Here is a 19,838-nt window from a genome sequence, read left to right on the forward strand (position 1 = left end):
AACACCTCTGATAATCGTTATCGACTAAGGTGTCGGGCGTGCGTCCCTCCACCGGCAGCCCGCCCGCCCTCCTCGACGGTCCCGCGCTCGCGGTGCGCGACCTCGTCGCCGGCTACGGCGGCGTCCCCGTCGTGCGCGGCGTGGACCTGACGCTGTCGCGGGGGGAGTGCGTGGCCCTGACCGGCGCCAACGGCTCGGGCAAGACCACGCTGCTGCGCTGCTGCCTCGGGCTCGTCCCCGTCCTCGGCGGCGAGGTGCGCCTGTGCGCCCGGCCCGTCGGCTACGTGCCGCAGCGGCACACCGTCGCCGCCGTGCCCGCCACCGTCGCGGAGGTCGTGGCCGCCGGCCGGCTCGCCGCCCGCGGCCCCCTCGCCCGCTTCGGCCGCGCGGCCCGCCGCGCCGACCGCGAGGCCGTCGCCGAGGCCCTGGCGGCCGTCGGCCTGTCCGACCGTGCCCGCGCCGGCATCGGGGAGCTGTCCGGCGGCCAGCAGCGCCGGGCGCTCGTCGCCCGCGCCCTGGCCCCGCGCCCGGCCGTCGTGCTCCTGGACGAGCCCACCGCCGGCGTCGACACCCGCAACCGCGAGCTGATCGCCCGCGCGCTGCGCGCCGCCGTCGACCGCGGCACCGCCGTCCTCGTCGTCACCCACGACGTGCCCGCCCTGTCCGGCGTCGTCCACCGGGTCGTCGAGCTGCAGGCCGGGCGCCTCGCGCCCGCCGTCGGTGACGCGCGCCTGCCCGCGGAGGTGACCCGGTGAGCGCCCTCGCCCTGCTCGCCGACCCGCCCGCCTGGCAGACGTGGACCGGCCTGGAGCACGCCTTCATGCAGCGCGCCCTGGTCGCCGCCCTGCTCGTCGGCCTCACCGCACCGCTGGTCGGCGTCTTCGTCGTCCAGCGGGGCATGGCCCTCGTCGGCGACGGCATCGGCCACGTCGCCCTCGCCGGCGTCGCCAGCGGCCTGCTGCTGGGCTGGGCCCCCGTGGCGACGGCCCTCGTGGCCGCCTGCGCCGCCGCCCTGGCGATGGAGGCCGTGCGCCACCGGCGCGGCACGGGCGGCGACGTCGCCCTCGCCGTCGTCTTCTACGGCGGCATCGCCGGCGGCGTGGTGCTCATGGGGTACGCGCCCCCGGGCGGGCCGACGCTGGAGAGCTACCTGTTCGGCGCGGTGACGACCACCAGCACCGCCGACCTCGTCAGCTTCGCCGTCCTGGCCGGCGCGCTGTCCCTCGTCGTCCTCGTGCTGCGGCCCTGGCTGTTCTCCGTCACCAGCGACGAGGAGCACGCGCGGGCCACCGGCGTCCCGGTGCGCCTGGTCAACGGCCTGCTGGGCGTCCTCGTCGCCGTCACCGTCGTGCTGTCCATGCGCACCGTGGGCCTGCTGCTCATCAGCGCCCTCGTCGTCCTGCCCGTGGCCGCCGCCCAGCGCGTGGCCCGCAGCTCCCTGGGTGTCCTCGTCCTGGCCTGCGCCGGCGGCGTCCTCGCCGGCAGCGGCGGGGTCGTGACCTCCTACTGGACGGGCACCCCCACGGGCGGCACGGTCGTCCTGCTGTCCCTGGCCCTCCTGGCCGTGGTGGTCGTCGCCGGCGCGGCCCACGGGCGCCTGGCCGGCCGCCGCCCCCGCCGCCGCGAGCAGGGGCCGGCCGCCGCGGCACCCCGGCCGGACGCGCTCTCGGTGCGCCCGGGCGCCGGCGGCTAGCGTTCGGCCGGTGCGCCCCGACCTGTCCTGGATCGTCCTGCCCGACCTGCACCCGGCCGCGTTCACCGCGGCGGCGCGCGAGGTCGAGGCCACCGGTGCGCGCACGCTGTGGACGTACGACCACCTGTCCTGGCGGGACATGCGCGACGGGCCGTGGTTCGGCGCGGTCCCGCTGCTGGCCGCCGCCGCGGCCGTCACCGAGCGGGTGCGGCTGGGCACCCAGGTCGCCTCGCCGAACTTCCGCCACCCCGTGCCGTTCGCCAAGGAGGTCGTCACCCTCGACCACGTCAGCGACGGCCGCTTCGAGCTGGGGATCGGCCGCGGCGGGGAGGGCGCCGACGCCACCGTCCTGGGCGGCGAGCCGTGGCCGGCGCGCGAGCGCACCGAGCGCTTCGAGGAGTGGACGCGGTTGCTGGTGACGATGCTGGAGCAGCAGGTCACCACCGCGCGCGGGCGCTGGTGGTCCGCGGTCGACGCGCGCACCGTGCCCGGCTGCGTGCAGCGGCCCCGCGTGCCCGTCACCGTGGCCGCGGCCGGCCCGCGCGGGATGCGGCTGGCCGCGGGGGTCGCCGACTCCTGGATCACCTACGGCGACGTGCGCGAGACCGGCCGCGGGTTCCTGGCGGCCGTCAGCGCGCAGAACCGGGCGCTGGACGAGGTCGTCGCGGCGGCCGGCCGGACCCGCCCCCTGCGCCGCACCGCGCAGGTCGGCCTGCTGGACCGCGAGCCCTTCACCAGCCCCGCCGCCTACGCCGACCTGCTCGGCGCGCTGGGGGAGGCGGGCTTCGACGAGGTGTCGCTGCACTGGCCGCGCGAGGACGGCCGGGGCGTGCCGCGCGCCGCGCTCGACGCGGTCCTCGCCGCCCACGCCTGACCCGCGGTCGCGGGGGTGCCGGGTCAGCTGAGGATGTCGCGGGTGACGGCGTGCTGTTCGGTCAGGACCCCGCCGATGAGCTCCTGGGTGCGGTTGATCTCCTCGACGGCGGTGTGGATGGTCGACAAGGTGGCGGTGACGGCGTCGACGTGGACCTGGATGCTGTTGACCTTGGCGCTGACGTCGCCGGTGGCGCGCTCGGTCTCGTCGGACAGCTCCTTGACCTCTTCCGCGACGATGGCGAAGCCGCGGCCGGCGTCACCGGCGCGAGCGGCCTCGATGGTGGCGTTCAACGCCAGCAGCTTGGTCTGCGCGGCGATGGACTGGATGGTGCGCACCACCTGGTTGATCTCGGTGCTCGCCCGGCCCAGAGCGCTGACCTGGTCGTTGGCGTCCTGGGCCATCTGCTCACCGTGGGCGGCGACGCTGGTGGCCGAGGCCACGTTGCGCTCCACCTCGCTGATGGAGTCCAGCAGTTCCTGTCCTGCGCGCTGCAGCTTGCAGCTGGCGATGAAGCGCTGCATGGCCTGACCGACCATGACGGCGGTGTTGCGCAGCGCGGCCTCGCGGCCGGGGTACATGATCAGGGTGCGGGTGGCGAAGAAGTCCATGGTGCCCACCAGGCGCCCGCCGGCGAAGATGGGCAGGCACACCCCGGACTTGACCCCGGCGCGCTGGGCGGCGGGTGCGCGCACGCAGTCGGTCAGCTCACCGAGGTCCTCGACGAAGACCAGGTCTCCCCGCGCCCAGGCCCGACCCGACAGACCCACGCCCTCGGCGAAGGAGGCCTGCAGCGTCACCGCCCGGAACTCCGCGCCCGCCTCACCCGATTCCTGCGCGAAGCGCAGGACGTTCCCGTCCTCGTCCAGGCGCCAGAACGACCCGTACTGCCAGTCGAAGTCCCGGCGGACGGTGTCCAGCGCCACCTGCAGCGCCTGCTCCTCGCCGGTGGCCGAGGTCAGCTCGCGGATCAGCGTGGAGACGGCCTCGACGTCCTGGGCGGCCTTCTCCTGGCGCACGGCGTTGTTCAGGCGTTCCAGCGCCGCGGAGACCAGCTGCCCGACCGAGCGCAGGACGGCCAGGCGGGAAGGTGAGGGGGACAGCCGCTGGGTGGTGAAGAAGTCCATGGTGCCCACGACCTGCCCGTGCTCGATGACGGGGAAGCAGATGCCGCTGCGCACCCCGGCGCGCGAGGCCGCGGGTGCGCGCACGCAGTCGGTCACCGAAGCCAGGTCGGCCACGAAGACGAGGTCGCGCTCGCGCCAGGCCCGCCCGGACAGTCCCACGCCCTCGGCGAAGGACGCCTGCAGCGTCACGCGGCGGAACTCCTCGCCGGCGTCACCGCTCTCCTGCGAGAAGCGCAGGGTCCGGCTGGCCCGCTCCAGCGCCCAGTAGGAGCCGTAGGCCCAGCCGAAGCGCGCGCGCACCGTCTCCAGCGCGGCGCGCACCGCCTCAGCGGGTGTGCGGGCCTGTCCCAGCGTCTGCACCAGCTCGGTGGCGGCCTCGACGTCGGCGCGGCTCTCCTCGACCTGCTGGGCCATCGACGCCACCACTGCTGCGTGCCTTCTGAACATGCGGGTCCGATCTGTGTCCGGGTGCGGCGCCGGTACCGCTGGCGGACCGCGACGCCTCGGCTTGGACGTCGTGGACACACCCGTCGACCGGCGACCCGCTCACCTTGAGCCGCGCCCCGTCTCGTCGGTGACCGCGTCGGTGGTCTCGTCGTGCCGGTCCGTCGGTGCAGGCTCGTCGAGGAGCCGACCAGGTCGCCCCTCGGGGAGGGCCCTCGGTCATCACGTCCGGACGGCTGCTTGAGTCCCGTCGCCCTCGCGCCGAACTCTCCCGGGTGGCAGCAGCGCGGCGAGCAGAGCGCCGGCAGGTGATCCGCGGTGCTCCGGTGCCGGTGGTGCTGGGCTGCCTGCTGTGCGCGGTCGTCCTGGTCGCCGGGTCGGTGTGGACGTCGACCGGGGCGCTCGTGCGGGTCGCGGTCGAGCAGGGCAGCGGGTCCGGTGCGCTGGTGCACCTGCTGGTGCGGTCGCTGGCTCGTGCGGCCGTGTTCGCCGCGGCTGCTGCGGTGCTCACCTGGCGGGCGCGCACCGTGCGCACCGAGGCGCAGGTCTGGGGCTGGTTCGCCCGGGCGGCCCGGGTCGCCACGGCGGCGGCGGTGGCGGCGGGTGTCGTGGACTGCTCCGCGGCGGTGGGGGTGCTGCCGGAGTCCGGGCTCGGTGGTCTCGTCCTGGGTGTGGGGGTGCTGGTCGCCTGCCCGCTGCTGTACCAGGGGCTGGTCCGGTGGAACCGGTACGGGACGGTCCTGTCGGACCCGGGTGACTGGCTCAACGGTGTCGGTGCGGTCTTCGCGCTGACCGCGGTGGGCAACCTGGTGCTGCCGCTGATCGGCTCCCCGCTGGTCCGCTGGCCGCTGTGGTCGGAGCAGTTGTGGCTGCTGCGGGCCTCGGCGGAGGTCATGCTGCTGGGCAGCGCGGTGACCGTCCTGGTCATCGGCGGCCTGGCCCGCGACGTGCGGGCGTGGGCGCTGTCCGGCTCGCTGCTGCTGGTCGTGGTCGTCGACCTGGCCGCCGTGCACGACCCGGTCGCCGCCGCCGGCAACGGGCGCTGGTCCGAGGTGGGCTGGGCGGTGATGGCGCTGAGCCTGGCCGTGGCCGCCGTGGTGCGGGCGGCCCCGCCGCTGGCGCGCCCGGTGACCACCACCGCTCCTACCGCCGGATCGCTGGTGGTGCTGCTGGCCTCGATCGCCGTCCTGGTCGCCGCCGGGTTGAGCACGCACGTGCTGGGCGACGGTGAGGTCCAGGCGGCCGCGGTCAGCGGTGGCCTGGCGGCGCTGAGCGTCTCGGTGCGCGGGGTGCAGCTGATCAGCATGCTGTCCGACCTGGTGATGCGCCGGCGCGAGGCCCTGACCGACGACCTGACCGGTCTGTCGAACCGGCGGGCGCTGAACCAGCGGCTGCGCGCCGGGTACGACCGCGGGGAGGAGGTCACCCTGGTGATCCTCGACCTGGACTCCTTCAAGCAGGTCAACGACCGCTTCGGCCACGCCGTCGGCGACGAGCTGCTGCGCCGCGCCGGGGTGCTGCTGCGCTCGGTGGCCGGCCCCGAGGCCTTCGTCGCCCGCCTGGGCGGGGACGAGTTCGCCCTCGTGCTGCCGGGCGGCTCGGTGGACGCCGCTGAGCAGGTGCTCGGCGCGCTGCAGCAGGTGACGCTCTCACCGGTGCGGATCGAGGGACGGCACCTGCGCGTCAGCGGCAGCGCCGGCATCGCCCGCAGCCGGGACGCGCGCGACCCCGAGCAGCTGCTCGTGCACGCCGACGCCGCCATGTACCGCGCCAAGGCCGCCGGTGGGGGCCTGCGGGTGCACGACGAGGCCGCCGCCGCGGCTGCCGCCGAGCAGGCGCTGCTGGTGGAGGAGCTGCGGGCGCTGCTGGGCGAGCAGGACGCCGTACCGGGCCTGCAGCCGGGTGACCTGGAGGTGCACTACCAGCCGCAGGTCGACCGCGGGGGCCGGCTGGTCGGGGTGGAGGCGCTGGTGCGCTGGCGCAACGCCCGCCGCGGCCTGCTGGGCCCGGACACCTTCCTGCCGCTGGTGGAGGACTACGGCCTGATGCCGGCGATGACCACCCGGGTGCTGTGGCAGAGCACCACCCAGGTCGCCGCCTGGCGCCGGCGGGGGCTGGACCTGCGGGTCTCGGTCAACCTGTCGGCTGCCTGCCTGACCCACCCGGACCTGCTGGGCACGGTCGAGGACACCCTGACCGCCACGGGGTTGCCGGCCGGACGCCTGGTGCTGGAGGTGACCGAGACCTCGGTCATGGCCGACCCGGCCGGGTCCGTGGCGCGCCTGGGCGAGCTGGTCGCGCGGGGGGTGGAGGTCAGCATCGACGACTACGGCACCGGGCACTCCTCGCTGGCCTACCTGAACGACCTGCCGGCGGTGGAGCTGAAGCTGGACCGCTCCCTGGTCGCCGGGGTCGGCAGCGGCGGGCGAGCCGAGGACATCGTCGCCGGCACCGTCGCGCTCGCGCACCGGCTGGGACTGCGCATCGTCGCCGAGGGGGTCGAGGACGCCCAGGTGCTGCACGCGCTGCACCGCCTGGGCTGCGACGAGACCCAGGGGTACTTCCACAGCCGTCCCCTGCCCGCCGCCGCCTTCGAGCAGTGGCTCGGCGCCCTGCCGGCGACCCGCCAGCCCGCACCACTGCCCTCGGCCCTGTGAGCGCAGCGCGCCGACCGCGCCCGCCCGCGCCGGTGCGAGCGGACGGCTGGACCTCTCCGCTGGCGGCTGTGCGGGACGCCCTGGGGGCCCGGGCAGACCGCTGCTCGGGTGACGGTGGGAGAGACGGAGAAGGCCCCGCACCGCAGGAGCCTCAGCTCGCCGCGGCACGGGGCCTCGAGGTGCGCCATCATGGACTCGAACCATGAACCCGCTGATTAAGAGTCAGCTGCTCTGCCAATTGAGCTAATGGCGCGCAACAGGTCATGACCTTAGCAGGCACCGGCGGCGAGGACGAAATCGCCCCCGCCGCCACTGCTCCACCCGGGGTCCACCCGTGGTCGCGGGGTCAGGAGCGGGAGGCGTCCTGCTCCCACCACGCGTCCTCGGGCAGGCCCTCCGCCTCGAGCAGCTCCGCGGAGCGCGGGCCCTCCGGCGAGGCCATGTCCATGATGAGCGAGAGCGGGATGTGCTCGGAGAGCATCGCCCTCGCGGGGTCCGCCGCGTCGCGGCCCGTCGTGTCCTGCGTCATGCGTCCTCCCGAGGAGCGTGTGGTGTGACGGACTGGACGTCGTCGCCCCGGGACACCGTCTTGAGCCGTCAGCGCGGGCTCGACCCGTCCGGAGCACCGCCCGCGCGCTCGGTGACGGCGCGTGCCCGCCCGGCGGGCTGGGTCGCGGGCGGGGTCGCGGGCGGGGTCAGCTGGCCGCGGTGCAGCGCGACGGCCGCCGCGGCCCGCCGCCGGCGCCGCCGGCGCTCGCGGTCGGGCAGCCGGGACGTCACGGGACCGGGTGCGCTGATCACGCTCGGGACGCTAGGCGCGGGCGCCCGGCGCGCGCATCGGCCCGCGGGCGGGTCCGCGCGTCCTCCCACCGGTGGACGGGCGCGCCGGCGCGGAGCACAGTTGTGCGATGTTCAGCGAGGGTGCCGGCGTGCGCCTGTCGATGCCCCAGGCGCTGCTGCTCGCCCTGCACGTGCGCGACGCGGCGGGGCTGGTGCCGCCCGTGTCGGACCTGCTGCCGGACCTGCCGCCGCTGGCCCCGCCGGCCGCGCCGCTGGTCGGCGCGAGCGCGGAGCTGGCCGGCGCGCGGGTCGCGGGGGAGCAGTGGGCCCGCTGGTGGGCGGGCGCCTTCCCCGGCGGGCCGCAGGCCCTCACCTCGATCCTGCCGCCGCGCTACCCGGGGCTGCGCGGGATGCCGGAGCTGCGCGGCTTCGTCGAGCTGGACGCCGACGAGGCCGTCGCCTGGTGCGCGCGCGCCCGGCAGGTGGAGGCCGACGTGCTGCGGCGGGTGCCCACCGCGCTGTTCGAGACGAACCTGCTGGGGGAGGTCGAGCGCGAGCTGGGCCGCCGGCTGCGCACCTTCCGCCTGGACGTCGTCGTGCTGCCGGTCGCGGGCGCGCACGCCTGGGAGGTGGCGGGCGTGCCCGTCATCAGCCTGGCGCTGCGCGCGGACCGCGGCGCCTACCTGGCGTGGCTGCGCGAGCGGCTGCTGGCCATCGGACGGCTGCGCGGCGGCAGCGGGGTCAGCGGCTCCGACGGCGGGCGCACGGGCGTCTGACGGGCGCCCGGACGGGCCTGTGAGCAGGGCTCAGGCGTCGGGCCAGACGACGCCGACCTTGCCGCCGGCGCCGGAGTCGGCGACCCGGTACGCCTCGCCGGCCTCGGCCAGCGGGAACGTGTGGGTGACGACCCGCTCGGGGTGCAGCCCCCAGCGCACCAGGTTCTGCAGCAGCTCGCCCATGCGCACCGTGGAGGACACCCACGAGCCGTGGACCGTCAGCTGCCGGTGGATGAGGACCTCGCTGACGTCCACCGCCAGCCGCCCGCCCTCGCCGACCAGCGCGGCGCGCCCCCACCGGCGGGTGTGCCGCAGCGCCGTCAGCTGCCCGGCGCCGCTGCCGGAGCAGTCCACGGCCGTCTCGGCGCCGTCGCCCAGCAGGGCGGTCAGCTCCTCGTCGCTGCCGGCGACCGCGTGGTCGACGGCGCCCAGCTCCAGGGCCAGCTCGCGCCGGGCCGGGCTGGGGTCGGTGCCCACGACCGTCGTGGCGCCCATCGCCCTCCCCAGCAGCCCGGCGGCCAGCCCGACGGGGCCGAGGCCGGTGACCAGCAGCCGGTCGCGGCCGGACACCCCCAGCCGGCACAGCGCCTCGTAGGCGGTGCCGAACCCGCACGCCACGCACGCGCCGTCCAGGAACGTCAGCTCGTCGGGCAGCACGAGCAGGTCGCGCTCCTCGGCCAGCAGCAGGTCCGCGTGCCCGCCGTCGCGCTGCCAGCCGTAGGCGGCCCGCCGCTCGGACGTGCAGGAGATCTGGTACCCGCGGCGGCAGTCGTCGCACTGCCCGCAGCCGGAGATGTGGTAGACGACCACCCGGTCGCCGACGCCGATCCGGTGCACGCCCTCGCCGACGGCGACGACCCGCCCGGCCGGCTCGTGCCCGCCCGCCACGCCCTGGTACGCCTCCGGGCCCTCGCCCAGGTGCTCGCGGTAGATGGCCCGCAGGTCCGAGCCGCAGATCGTCGAGGCCCGCACCGCCACCACCACCTGCCCGTGGCCGGGGGAGGGGTCAGGCACCTCCCGCAGCTCGACCTCGCGGTTCCCGGGGAGGAAGGCGGCGCGCACGGGCGGTCTCCTGTCTGGTCGGCAGCGCTGACGACGACGGAGGGGCGGCCCCGCGCGGGGCCGCCCCTCCGGAGCGGGGTGAGTGACGGGACTTGAACCCGCGACTTCCTGGACCACAACCAGGTGCTCTACCAGCTGAGCTACACCCACCACGACGCCGTCCGCCCGGTCCGGGCACGCGGCGACGCAGCGAGGATACACGCCCGGCGCGGGTACGGCCGCCGCCGGTCACCCGGCCGGGCGCGCGCTCAGCCGTGGGCCGCGGCGCCGTCCTCGGGCGTCAGCTCGTGGCGCTTGCCCGCGGCCTTCGCCGTCTCCGAGTCCGGCCCGGGGGCGGGCACGAACAGCACGTCCCGGTAGTACTTCAGCTCCTGCACGCTCTCGCGGATGTCCGCCAGCGCCCGGTGCCCGCCGTGCTTGGCGGGGGTGTGGAAGTACACGCGGGGGAACCAGCGCCGCGCCAGCTCCTTCAGCGAGGACACGTCGACGATCCGGTAGTGCAGGTGCCCGGTCAGGGCCGGCATGTCGCGGGCCAGGAACGCGCGGTCGGTGTGCACCGAGCTGCCCGCCAGCGGCGCCTTCCGCGCCTCGGGCACCCACTGGCGCACGTACTCCAGCACCGCCTCCTCGGCTTCGGCCAGCGTCCGCCCGTGCGGCAGCTCCGCGAGCAGACCGGAGGCGGTGTGCATGTCGACGACGACCTGCTCCATGCCCTCCAGCGCCTCCTGCGGCGGCTTGACCACGACGTCGACGCCCTCGCCGAGCACGTTGAGGTCGGCGTCGGTGACGAGGGCGGCGACCTCCACGAGCGCGTCGCGCTCCAGGTCCAGGCCGGTCATCTCGCAGTCGATCCACACGATCCGGTCCTGCACGCGGTCCTGCGCGCGGGTGCCGCCGGACGGGGCCGGGCCGCCGCCGGACGGTGCCGGGCCGCCGCTGGTTGTGCTGCTCACGGCGCCAGCCTAGGCGGTGCCCTAGCCTGACCCCCATGCCGGACGACGCCCCCGGCGGCCCGGCCGGTACCCCCGCGCTCGCCGCACCGTCCGGCGCGGGCGCCGGTGGTGCTCCCGCCGCCCGCGCGCCGCGCGGTCGCTCGCTGCTCGTCCTGACCGTCCTCGTGCTGCTGGTGTGCGGGTCGCTGTCCATCGCCGCGGTGACGATGGAGGTCGGGCTGCGCGGCACCCTGCCGGGTCTGCTGCTGGCGGCCGTGCCCGTGGGGCCGGTGCTGGCGACCGTGATGTGGCTGGACCGCCACGAGGCCGAACCCCCGCACCTGCTGGCGTTCGCGTTCGGGTGGGGCGCGTGCGTGGCCAGCCTGGGCGCGCTGGTCCTGAACTCGCTGGGCTCGCAGCTGCTGCACCGGGCCGTGGGCGACGTGACCAGCACCTCGGTCTTGGTGGCACCGCTCGTCGAGGAGTCCCTCAAGGGCCTGGGGCTGCTGCTGGTGCTGCTGCTGCAGCGCAGGCACTTCGACGGCGTCGTCGACGGGATCGTCTACGCGGCGTTCGTCGGGGTCGGGTTCGCCTACCTGGAGAACGTCCTCTACCTGGGCCGCGCGCTGGGCGCCCCGGAGGGCCAGGCCTCGTTCGTGGCGGTGTTCGTGCTGCGCTGCCTGGTCTCCCCGTTCGCGCACCCGCTGTTCACGATGGCCGTCGGCGTCGGCCTGGGGCTGGCGGCCTCGCACCGCTCGCGCCTCGTGCGGGTGGTGGCGCCCGTGGCCGGGCTGGTGGTCTCCGTGGTGCTGCACGCGCTGTGGAACGCCAGCGCCAGCAGCGGGGTGACGACGTTCATCGAGCTGTACCTGCTGCTGCAGGTGCCGGTGTTCGTCGCCGCCGTGGGCGTGGCGCTGGCGGCGCGCTCGCGCGAGGCGCGCCTGGTGGGCCGGCACCTGCAGGTGTACGTGCGCACGGGCTGGCTGACCGCCGACGAGGTGCGCACCCTGTCGTCCACGGGCGGGCGGCGGCTGGCCCGCCGGCAGGTCGCGCGCGGCGGCGGCCGGCCCGCGCTGGCCGCGCTGCGCGAGTTCCACGAGACGGCCACCGAGCTGGCGTTCCTGCGCGACCGCGCGCGCCGCGGGGTGGCGCGCCCGGGGGCGGAGGAGACCGCGCTGCTGGAGCGGCTGGTCGCCGACCGGGCCCAGCTGCTGGCGGTGCTGCCCCCGCCGCGCGCGCCCCTGCCGCCCGCGCCGCGCTGAGCCCGCGCCGCGCGGGCCCCGTGGCCGGTGCGGGCGGGTGGGTGACGGGTCGGTCACACCCGCTGGACACGGCCGCCGCCGCGGCGGAGCATCGCGGGGCGCGACCGCCGCAGGGGCGGCCGCGCGGCTGCGCCCGGCGCGGTCCCGGGCAGCGGCGCCCCGCCGGGGGGACGTAGCCTGCTGGGGCGCGCCGGACGGTGCGCTCAGGGGGGTGGCCGCGGACGCGGCCGCCGGGACGTCTCGCCGGGACAGAGGGTGGTCAGGGTGCCCACGGAGAACCGCTACGACGCCGTGCTCATCGGCGGGGGCATCATGAGCGCCACGCTCGCGGCGATCGTCGGGGAGCTGGAACCCGACTGGTCCGTCCTCGTGCTGGAGCGCCTGGACACCCTGGGCGCCGAGAGCTCCGACCCGTGGAACAACGCCGGCACCGGCCACTCGGCGCTGTGCGAGCTGAACTACACGCCGCAGAGGGCCGACGGCAGCGTCGACATCGCCAAGGCCGTCGCCATCAACGAGTCGTTCCAGGTGAGCCGGCAGTTCTGGGCGCACCTGGTGGAGACCGGCGCGCTGGCCGACCCGGGCGCGTTCGTCCGCTCCGTGCCGCACATGAGCTTCGTGCGCGGAGCCGACGTGGACTTCCTGCGCGCCCGCTACGAGGCGCTGTCGGCGCACCCCCTGTTCGCGGACATGCAGTGGGCCGACGACCGCGCGACGGTCGGGGAGTGGGCGCCGCTGCTGCTGGAGGGGCGAGCGCCCGGCGAGCGGATCGCCGCGACGCGCTCCGAGGCGGGCACGGACGTGAACTTCGGCGCCCTGACCCGCGAGCTGCTGGCGGGCGCCGCCGCCCGCGGCGTCGAGGTGCGCACCGGGCACACCGTCACCGACCTGGCCCGCCGCGGCTCCGGGTGGGCGCTGACCGTGCGCGCCGACGGCGCCGGCACCGAGGAGGTCGTCACCCCGTTCGTGTTCGTCGGCGGCGGGGGCGGCGCCCTGCACCTGCTGCAGCGCAGCGGCGTCCCCGAGGGCCGCGGGTTCGGCGGGTTCCCCGTCAGCGGCCAGTGGCTGCGCTGCACGAACCCCGACGTGGTGGCCCGGCACGCCGCGAAGGTCTACGGGCAGGCGGAGGTCGGCGCCCCGCCGATGTCCGTGCCGCACCTGGACACCCGCGTCGTCGACGGGCAGCGGGCCCTCATGTTCGGCCCCTACGCCGGGTTCAGCCCCAAGTTCCTCAAGACCGGGAAGCTGACCGACCTGCCGCGCTCGGTGCGCGCCGACAACCTGCTGCCGATGCTGGCCGTCGCGCGCGACAACGTCCCCCTGACGACGTACCTGGTCAAGCAGGTCCTGCAGTCGCCCGCGCAGCGCCTGGAGGCGCTGCGGGTGTTCTACCCGGACGCCCGCGAGGGGGACTGGGAGCTGCTGACCGCCGGGCAGCGCGTGCAGGTCATCAAGAAGGGCCCGCGCGGCGGGGTGCTGCAGTTCGGCACCGAGCTCGTGCACGCCGCCGACGGTTCGATCGCCGCGCTGCTGGGCGCCTCCCCGGGCGCCTCCACCGCCGTGGACGTCATGTTCAAGCTGCTGCGCCAGTGCTTCCCGGCGCACCAGGAGGCCTGGCGCTCCCGGCTGGTGGACATGGTGCCCAGCTACGGCCGGGCCCTGTCCGAGGACGCCGACCTGCTCGCGAAGGCGTCCGCCCGCACCCGCGACGCCCTGCACCTGACGGCCTGAGGGTCCCGCCCCTCGAGCGCCGACCCGCTCAGGCGGGGGAGGTCGTGCCCGCCCGCCCCGCCCGGTCGGCGTCCACCGCCGCGTCGGCGGCGGCCACGAAGGCGTCGCTGACGCCCCGCACCACCTTGCGCGCGAACGCGGCCCCGCTGGCCCGCGCCAGCGACAGGTCCTCCAGGTGCAGCTCGCCCGGGTGCGGCGCCCGCTCGGCGAACAGCGCCAGGGTGGTCGGCCCGTGCACCACCCGCAGGTCCGGGTGGGCGGCCAGGACGCTGTGCACGTACGCCTCGTCCGGCAGCAGCGTGGAGGCGAAGAAGCGCACGACGTCGGGGCGCTCGGCGGTGGTGCGCAGCAGCCGCGCGACGGCGCGCCGCGACAGCACCGTCCACAGCGACCCCTTGCGGTAGGGCACCGGCGGTGCGTCCGCGCGCGGGTGCGAGACCAGCCAGGTGCGCCCACCGGCCAGGCGCACGTCGGGGGCCCCCGGGACCACGGCGCCCACCGCGCGGGAGGCCGCCGCGACGGGCCCGGCCAGCCCGCCCGGCAGCAGGCGCCCGCCCGGCAGCCGGTGCCAGGAGCGCTCCCAGCGGTCGCGGTGCTCGCGCGGGTCGGGGTTGAGCAGGGCGTCGACGCCGGTCAGCGAGCGCTCCCAGGTGGCCAGGTCCCGCACCGGGTGGTCCTGCCCGGACAGCAGGACGGTGTGCGAGGGGGAGAAGCGCCGCTCGGCCTCCGCCAGCGCCTCCAGCACCGCCGCCACCGTCGACCAGGTGCCCCAGCGGATCGGGGTGCGGCTGCGCAGCACCTGCGCGCCGGCGGCCGCCGCCTCGCGCGGGTCCAGGAACCCCGGCCGGCTGTGCCGGACGAGCACGTGCGCGCCCGGCGACAGCTCCCGCACCCGCCGCGCGGTGCGCAGCACCAGGTCCGCGTCGAGGTGGCTCATCAGGACGTAGGCGAAGGCCCCGTCCGCACCCGTGCGCTGCACCGTGCTCCCGTCCGTGGGGCGGCGCCGGGACGGCGCCGTGTGGGAGCACAGCGTGGACCAGCCCCGCCCGCCCCCACCACCCGGGGCCCACCACCCCGGGGGACGCGCGGTCAGCCGGCGGTGCCCTCGCGGCGCGCCGCGCCCCAGCCGTGCCAGCGCTCCACCTCGACGAGGACGCTGACGCGCGGGCTGTCGCGGTGCGGGTAGGGCGTGCCGAGGTAGTGCCCGGACAGGCGGTCGATGTCGGCGAGCCCGGTGTCCTCGCGCACCTGCACGACCCGGCCCTGGAGGCTGACGTGGGTGTGCCAGTCGTCCTCGGCGAGGGCGGTCAGCGAGACGCGCGGGTCGCGCTCGAGGTGGCGCAGGCGCGCGCGGGACGCGTCCAGGTTCAGCAGCACCCGCCCGTCGTCCTGGAGCAGGTACCAGGTGGCGACGGTGACGGGGTGGCCGTCGGGGTGGACGGTCGCCATCACCGCCGGGTTCGGCCGGCGCAGCAGGGTGGTGACGTCGTCGGGCAGCGGGGGGACGGGCACGGGGTTCCTCTCGAGGGACGGTCCGGGGCTGCGATGCTCGCGCAGGCCACCGCGGGTGCTCGCGGCGGGGGACGGGGGAGCGCGTGGTCGCGGACGGTGCGGGAGCCGGTGGAGCGCGGTACGGGGTGGTGCCCTCGCCGCTGGGCGACCTGCTCGTGGCCCGCGGCGACGACGGCGTGCGCGGCGTGTGGTTCCCCGGGCACCGCGGCGGGCCGTCCGCGGACCTGCTGGGGGTGCGCGACGACGCGGCCGTGGCGGACGTGCGCGAGCAGCTGACCGAGTACTTCGCCGGCCGGCGCCGCGCGTTCGAGCTGCCGCTGGCCCCGGCCGGTGACGCGTTCGCGCAGCGGGTGCGGGCGGCGCTGCTGCGCGTGCCGCACGGCGCGACGACGACGTACGGGGCGCTGGCCCGCGACCTCGGCGGGCCGGGGTACGCCCAGGCCGTCGGCGCCGCCAACGGCCGCAACCCGCTGAGCGTCCTGGTGCCCTGCCACCGCGTCGTCGGCGCGGACGGGTCGCTGGTCGGCTACGCGGGCGGCCTGGCGCGCAAGCGGTTCCTGCTGGCGCTGGAGGAGGCGCCGGCCGAGGAGGCGGGGCGCCTGTTCTGACCGGCGCTCAGCCGTCCAGCTGCCGGCGCACGTGCTCGACGACGGCGTCGGCGGCGGCCTCCACCTGCTCCAGCGTGCGCTCGAAGTCCTCGCGGCCGCCGTACCAGGGGTCGTCGATGTCGAGGGCGGCCTCGTCGGCCACCGCGCCCGGCCCCTCGACGTCCGGGGCGTCCGGGTCGAAGGAGCGGTACATCCGCACGCGGGCGGCGGCGTCCTCGCCGGGGGCGCGGGTGCGCAGCCAGCGGGCGTGCCGGGCCGTCATCGCCAGCAGCAGGTCGCGCTCGCCGATCTCCTGCGAGCTGACCTGGTGGGCGCGGTGCCGGGGGACGTCGTAGCCGTGCTCGCGCAGCACGGACGCGGCGCGCGGGTCCACGGGGTTGCCGTGCTCCTCGTCGCTGATCCCGGAGGAGTCGACCTCCACCCGCCCGTCCAGACCGGCCTCGGCCAGGCGCCGGCGCAGCACCACCTCGGCCATCGGGGAGCGGCAGATGTTGCCCGTGCAGACCGTCATGATCCGGTAGGTCACCGGGCCATCCTCGCGACCTCCCCCACGACGACGACGGCCGGGGCCCGCACCCCGCGCGCGGCCGCGACGGCGGCGATGTCCGCCAGTGGCGCGGTGGTCGTGCGCTGCGAGGGCCGCCAGCCGTCCTCCACGACGGCGACGGGGGTCGCGGGGTCCTTGCCGTGGGCGAGCAGCCCGGCGGCCAGCGCGGGCAGGGTCGAGACGCCCATGAGGACGACGAGGGTGCCCTCCAGCCGCGCGAGGGCGGCGTGGTCCAGCTCGCCGGTGCTGGTGTCGTGCCCGGACAGCACGGTGACGGCGCGGGCGGTGCCGCGGTGGGTCACGGGGATCCCGGCCGCGGCGGGGACGGCGAAGGCGCTGGTGACCCCGGGCACGACCTCGACCTCGACGCCGGCCTCGCGGCAGGCCAGGACCTCCTCGCCGCCGCGGCCCAGGACGAAGGGGTCGCCGCCCTTGAGGCGGACCACGTGCCGGCCGGTGCGGGCCGCCTCCACCAGCAGGCGGTTGATCTCGTGCTGGGGGACGGGGTGGTGGTCGGGGGTCTTGCCGACGTCGACGACCTCCACCTCCGGGTCCAGCTCGTCGAGGACGTCGAGGGGGGCCAGGCGGTCCACGACGACGAGGTCGGCCTCGGCCAGCCGGCGCCGCCCGCGCAGCGTCAGCAGCCCCGCGTCGCCGGGGCCACCGCCGACGAGGGTGACGCGGCCGGGGCCCGGGCGCCGGCGGCGCAGGGGAGCGGGCTCCGGCGTCCCGTCCACCGCCCCGTCCAGCGCGCCGTCCAGCCAGCGGCCCAGGGCCTGGCGCAGGCGGCGCGCCCGGCGGGGGTCGCGCCCGGCGGTGACGGAGACGACCACCTCACCGCCGCCGGCCAGGTCGCGGCGGGCCACGGCGGGCGTCCACGCGGTGGACGCGGCCGCGTCGTCGGCGCGCACGCACCAGGTGCGCTGCGCCTCGGCGGCCGCCGCCAGCGCGCTGTCGGTGAGCGGGTCGCCGGTGGCGGTGTGCACCAGCCAGGCCCCCTCGACGTCGGCCGCGACGGCGGGACGGGCGTGGTGGACCAGCGCGCCCGCGCCGGCCAGGTCGGCGAGGTCCTCGCACAGCTGCGGGGCGACCACGACGACGTCGGCGCCGGCGGTCACGAGGTCCGCGGCGCGGCGGGCGGCCACGGGCCCGCCGCCGGCGACGAGGACCCGACGGCCGGTGACGTCCAGGTGCAGGGGCAGCATCAGGCCTCCTCGGCCAGCGCGAGGGCGGCCAGGACGTCGGCGACGCCCGGTGCCCCGCTGGGCGCGTCAGGCCCGCCGGGAGCGGTGACGACGACGGCCGTGAGCCCGGCCTCCCCGGCCGGGCGCGCCGCGGCCCGGGCCTCGGCGGCCGAGCCGGCAGCCACCAGGGCCACGAGCCCGGCGTCGGCGAGGAGCCGGGCGACGTGCCCGCTGCGGCGCACCAGCTCGGCCCGTTCCGCCGGCCCGTCGCCGAGGTCCTCGGCCAGTCCGGCGCGCACGTTGCCGGGGTCGAGCGCGTAGGCGGGGCGCCCGGCGGCCAGCAGCGCGGCCTCCGCCTCCCGCAGCACCTCCGGGGCGGCCCCGACCAGCCACACGGCCGCCCCCCGGTGCGGTCGCGCCGCCCGCGACGGCGTCCAGCGCGCCACGCCCTCCGCGCCCTCCGCCGGCCGCCCGGCGCCCGCGCGCGGCACGGCCTCGCGCACCACGCCCGCGGCCACGGTGGCGTGGGTGTGCTCGTCGACGAGGACGAACGCGCCGGTGTCGCGGTTGCGGGTGTAGGCGTCGACGACGAGGTCGACGGCCGTGCGCACGGTCACCGTGCCGATGTCGTTGAGCTCCAGCCGCTCCGGCGACGTGACGTCCGCCAGGGTCGCCGGGTCCAGGCGGTCGTGCAGGGCGGTGACCTGCGCCCGCGCGGTGCGCGTCGTGTGCTTGAGCAGCAGCCGCTGCCCGGGACGGAGCGGCTCCTCGCCCATCCAGCACAGCTGCGCGCGCAGCTCCCGCGTCACCACGGGCGGGTCCTCGGGCGCGGTCAGCACGTCCCCGCGGCCCACGTCGAGGTCGTCGGCCAGCTGCACCGACACCGACAGCGGCGCCAGCGCCGTCTCGCGCTCCTCGTCCAGCGCGTCCAGGGCCGTGACGCGGGTGCGCGCGCCCGAGGGCAGGACGACCACCTCGTCGCCGGCGCGCAGGGTCCCGGCGGCCAGCCGGCCCGCGTAGCTGCGCCGCGCACCGGCCACCGGCCGGGACACCCACTGCACGGGCAGGCGCAGCCCGCCCTCGCCGGGCGGGGGGACGTCGACGGCGTCCAGGTGCTCCAGCAGCGTGGGCCCGTCCCACCACGGGGTGCGCGCCGAGCGCACCGCCACGTTGTCGCCGTGCTTGGCGGCCACCGGCACCACGAGCAGCGGCACGCCCAGGCGCTCGGCGACGTCGTGCAGCTCCGCGCGCACGCGGTCGAACGCGCCGCGGTCGAAGTCGACGAGGTCCATCTTGTTCACGGCCGCCACCAGGTGCGGCACGCCCAGCAGCGTCGCGATGCGCGCGTGCCGGCGGGTCTGGTCCAGGACCCCGGCGCGCACGTCGACGAGGAGCATCGCCAGGTGGGCGTTCGAGGCGCCGGTCACCATGTTCCGCGTGTAGCGCACGTGACCGGGGGTGTCGGCCAGCACGTAGTTGCGCGCAGCCGTGGAGAAGAACCGGTACGCCACGTCGATCGTGATGCCCTGCTCCCGCTCGGCGCGCAGGCCGTCCGACAGGGCCGCCAGGTCCGGGCCGTCGGGGCCGTCCACGGCGGCCAGGTGGTCGGTCGGCAGGCTGCCGGTGTCCAGCAGCAGCCGGCCGATGAGCGTGGACTTGCCGTCGTCGACGGACCCGGCCGTGGCCATCCGCAGCAGTTCCCGCATCAGAAGTACCCCTCGCGCTTGCGGTCCTCCATGGCGGCGGAGGAGGTGCGGTCGTCGGCGCGGGTGGCGCCGCGCTCGGAGACGGTCGCCGCGCCGACCTCGGCGAGCACCGCCTCGACGTCGGTGGCGTCCGAGCGCACGGCGCCGGTGACGGTGAGGTCCCCGACGGTGCGGTAGCGCACCCGCAGCCGCCGCACCCGCTCGCCGGGCAGCGCCGGGGTCAGGGGCGTGACGGCCAGCAGCATCCCGTCGCGCTCGACGACGTCGCGCTCGTGCACGTAGTAGATGGACGGCAGGTCCAGGCCCTCCAGGGCGACGTAGCGCCACACGTCCAGCTCGGTCCAGTTGCTCAGCGGGAACACCCGCACGTGCTCGCCGCGCCGGATCCGGCCGTTGTACAGCGACCAGGGTTCGGGCCGCTGCGCGCGCGGGTCCCACTGCCCCGCGGCGTCGCGGACGCTGAGGACGCGCTCCTTGGCGCGGGCGCGCTCCTCGTCGCGGCGGGCGCCGCCGAACGCGGCGTCGAAACCCCCCTCGGCGAGGGCGTCGAGCAGCGTGCGGGTCTGCAACCGGTTGCGCGATGCGCCGGGAGCGTCCTCGCGGACCCGACCGCGGTCGATGCTGTCCTGCACGGAGGCCACGAGCAGCCGGTGGCCGCCCGCGCGCACCCGCCGGTCGCGGAACTCCAGCACCTCGGGGAAGTTGTGGCCGGTGTCCACGTGCAGGACGGGGAACGGCACGGGCGCGGGCCGGAACGCCTTCTCCACCAGGCGCAGCAGCACCACGGAGTCCTTGCCGGCGGAGAACAGCAGGACGGGCCGCTCGAACTCGGCGGCCACCTCGCGCACGACGTGGACGGCCTCGGCCTCCAGGGCGCGCAGGTCGTCCACGGCGCCGGGGCGGGTGGCGGGACGGGTCCCGCGCTGGTGCGCGGGGTGCACGG

19 protein-coding genes and 2 tRNA genes are annotated in these 19,838 nt (G+C 77.0%); 8 read left to right on the forward strand and 13 right to left on the reverse strand.

The window, feature by feature from the left end:
* Positions 1-38: 38 nt before the first annotated feature.
* Genes ACRYMY_RS15155 through ACRYMY_RS15165 form a run of 3 tightly spaced genes read left to right on the forward strand, consistent with a single transcriptional unit; the run spans position 39 to position 2,567 of the window.
* On the forward strand, positions 39-755 hold the full coding sequence (locus ACRYMY_RS15155) for a metal ABC transporter ATP-binding protein (protein ID WP_432548064.1): 717 nt from the start codon (positions 39-41) through the stop codon (positions 753-755).
* Complete coding sequence (locus ACRYMY_RS15160; protein ID WP_432548065.1) at positions 752-1,693, forward strand: metal ABC transporter permease; 942 nt, start codon at positions 752-754, stop codon at positions 1,691-1,693. Before ACRYMY_RS15155 ends, ACRYMY_RS15160 begins: the two co-directional genes overlap by 4 nt.
* A gap of 10 nt (positions 1,694-1,703) precedes the next feature.
* Entirely contained in the window at positions 1,704-2,567 is an 864-nt protein-coding gene (locus tag ACRYMY_RS15165) for an LLM class flavin-dependent oxidoreductase (protein ID WP_432548066.1), read from the forward strand.
* Between the two features lie 23 nt (positions 2,568-2,590).
* On the opposite strand, the gene ACRYMY_RS15170 is transcribed toward ACRYMY_RS15165, so the two are convergent.
* Positions 2,591-4,108 carry a GAF domain-containing protein gene (locus tag ACRYMY_RS15170; RefSeq protein WP_432548067.1) on the reverse strand — a complete coding sequence of 506 codons (1,518 nt, stop codon included), beginning with the start codon at positions 4,106-4,108 and terminating at the stop codon, positions 2,591-2,593.
* Between the two features lie 338 nt (positions 4,109-4,446).
* On the opposite strand from ACRYMY_RS15170, the gene ACRYMY_RS15175 reads away from it, so the two are divergent.
* Positions 4,447-6,795, forward strand: coding sequence for a putative bifunctional diguanylate cyclase/phosphodiesterase (locus tag ACRYMY_RS15175; RefSeq protein WP_432548068.1), 2,349 nt, complete (start codon positions 4,447-4,449; stop codon positions 6,793-6,795).
* A 180-nt stretch (positions 6,796-6,975) separates the two neighbouring features.
* Here ACRYMY_RS15175 and ACRYMY_RS15180 read toward each other — a convergent pair.
* The 3 genes from ACRYMY_RS15180 to ACRYMY_RS15190 all read right to left on the reverse strand — a co-directional run bounded on the left by ACRYMY_RS15180 (position 6,976) and on the right by ACRYMY_RS15190 (position 7,596).
* Positions 6,976-7,048 (reverse strand) — tRNA-Lys (locus ACRYMY_RS15180).
* Positions 7,049-7,141: 93 nt separating this feature from the next.
* Positions 7,142-7,324 carry a hypothetical protein gene (locus ACRYMY_RS15185; RefSeq protein ID WP_432548069.1) on the reverse strand — a complete coding sequence of 61 codons (183 nt, stop codon included), beginning with the start codon at positions 7,322-7,324 and terminating at the stop codon, positions 7,142-7,144.
* Positions 7,325-7,392: 68 nt separating this feature from the next.
* Positions 7,393-7,596 carry a hypothetical protein gene (locus ACRYMY_RS15190; protein ID WP_432548070.1) on the reverse strand — a complete coding sequence of 68 codons (204 nt, stop codon included), beginning with the start codon at positions 7,594-7,596 and terminating at the stop codon, positions 7,393-7,395.
* A 107-nt stretch (positions 7,597-7,703) separates the two neighbouring features.
* Between ACRYMY_RS15190 and ACRYMY_RS15195 the strand changes: the two genes are divergently transcribed.
* A complete protein-coding gene (locus ACRYMY_RS15195; protein WP_432548071.1) occupies positions 7,704-8,351 on the forward strand; it encodes a hypothetical protein in 648 nt (215 codons plus the stop codon).
* 30 nt (positions 8,352-8,381) lie between these two features.
* Here the strand turns inward: ACRYMY_RS15195 and ACRYMY_RS15200 are convergent, their stop codons facing one another.
* The 3 genes from ACRYMY_RS15200 to orn all read right to left on the reverse strand — a co-directional run bounded on the left by ACRYMY_RS15200 (position 8,382) and on the right by orn (position 10,285).
* Complete coding sequence (locus tag ACRYMY_RS15200) at positions 8,382-9,413, reverse strand: zinc-dependent alcohol dehydrogenase family protein (protein WP_432548072.1); 1,032 nt, start codon at positions 9,411-9,413, stop codon at positions 8,382-8,384.
* A gap of 77 nt (positions 9,414-9,490) precedes the next feature.
* A tRNA-His gene (locus ACRYMY_RS15205) sits at positions 9,491-9,563 on the reverse strand.
* A 98-nt stretch (positions 9,564-9,661) separates the two neighbouring features.
* Positions 9,662-10,285, reverse strand: coding sequence for an oligoribonuclease (orn, locus tag ACRYMY_RS15210; RefSeq protein ID WP_432548091.1), 624 nt, complete (start codon positions 10,283-10,285; stop codon positions 9,662-9,664).
* 116 nt (positions 10,286-10,401) lie between these two features.
* On the opposite strand from orn, the gene ACRYMY_RS15215 reads away from it, so the two are divergent.
* Complete coding sequence (locus tag ACRYMY_RS15215) at positions 10,402-11,607, forward strand: PrsW family intramembrane metalloprotease (protein WP_432548073.1); 1,206 nt, start codon at positions 10,402-10,404, stop codon at positions 11,605-11,607.
* A gap of 264 nt (positions 11,608-11,871) precedes the next feature.
* Entirely contained in the window at positions 11,872-13,338 is a 1,467-nt protein-coding gene (locus tag ACRYMY_RS15220) for a malate:quinone oxidoreductase (RefSeq protein WP_432548074.1), read from the forward strand.
* A gap of 28 nt (positions 13,339-13,366) precedes the next feature.
* Here ACRYMY_RS15220 and ACRYMY_RS15225 read toward each other — a convergent pair whose 3' ends face one another.
* Positions 13,367-14,317, reverse strand: coding sequence for a core-2/I-branching beta-1,6-N-acetylglucosaminyltransferase family protein (locus ACRYMY_RS15225; protein ID WP_432548075.1), 951 nt, complete (start codon positions 14,315-14,317; stop codon positions 13,367-13,369).
* A 110-nt stretch (positions 14,318-14,427) separates the two neighbouring features.
* On the reverse strand, positions 14,428-14,850 hold the full coding sequence (locus tag ACRYMY_RS15230) for a TIGR03618 family F420-dependent PPOX class oxidoreductase (protein ID WP_432548076.1): 423 nt from the start codon (positions 14,848-14,850) through the stop codon (positions 14,428-14,430).
* An 83-nt stretch (positions 14,851-14,933) separates the two neighbouring features.
* Between ACRYMY_RS15230 and ACRYMY_RS15235 the strand changes: the two genes are divergently transcribed.
* Complete coding sequence (locus tag ACRYMY_RS15235) at positions 14,934-15,458, forward strand: methylated-DNA--[protein]-cysteine S-methyltransferase (protein ID WP_432548077.1); 525 nt, start codon at positions 14,934-14,936, stop codon at positions 15,456-15,458.
* A 7-nt stretch (positions 15,459-15,465) separates the two neighbouring features.
* On the opposite strand, the gene ACRYMY_RS15240 is transcribed toward ACRYMY_RS15235, so the two are convergent.
* Genes ACRYMY_RS15240 through cysD form a run of 4 tightly spaced genes read right to left on the reverse strand, consistent with a single transcriptional unit; the run spans position 15,466 to position 19,836 of the window.
* Entirely contained in the window at positions 15,466-15,984 is a 519-nt protein-coding gene (locus tag ACRYMY_RS15240) for a low molecular weight protein-tyrosine-phosphatase (RefSeq protein ID WP_432548078.1), read from the reverse strand.
* Positions 15,981-17,210 (reverse strand): uroporphyrinogen-III C-methyltransferase, encoded by a 1,230-nt coding sequence (gene cobA / locus ACRYMY_RS15245; RefSeq protein ID WP_432548079.1) that lies wholly within the window; start codon positions 17,208-17,210, stop codon positions 15,981-15,983. Before cobA ends, ACRYMY_RS15240 begins: the two co-directional genes overlap by 4 nt.
* Positions 17,210-18,895, reverse strand: coding sequence for a GTP-binding protein (locus tag ACRYMY_RS15250; RefSeq protein ID WP_432548080.1), 1,686 nt, complete (start codon positions 18,893-18,895; stop codon positions 17,210-17,212). Before ACRYMY_RS15250 ends, cobA begins: the two co-directional genes overlap by 1 nt.
* The gene (cysD, locus tag ACRYMY_RS15255; RefSeq protein ID WP_432548092.1) at positions 18,895-19,836 is read right to left on the reverse strand and encodes a sulfate adenylyltransferase subunit CysD; all 942 of its coding nucleotides are present in this window, start codon (positions 19,834-19,836) and stop codon (positions 18,895-18,897) included. Before cysD ends, ACRYMY_RS15250 begins: the two co-directional genes overlap by 1 nt.
* Positions 19,837-19,838 lie beyond the last annotated feature (2 nt).

This window comes from Kineococcus haloalkalitolerans, assembly GCF_050871905.1.
In the GTDB taxonomy this organism is placed as follows: domain Bacteria; phylum Actinomycetota; class Actinomycetes; order Actinomycetales; family Kineococcaceae; genus Kineococcus.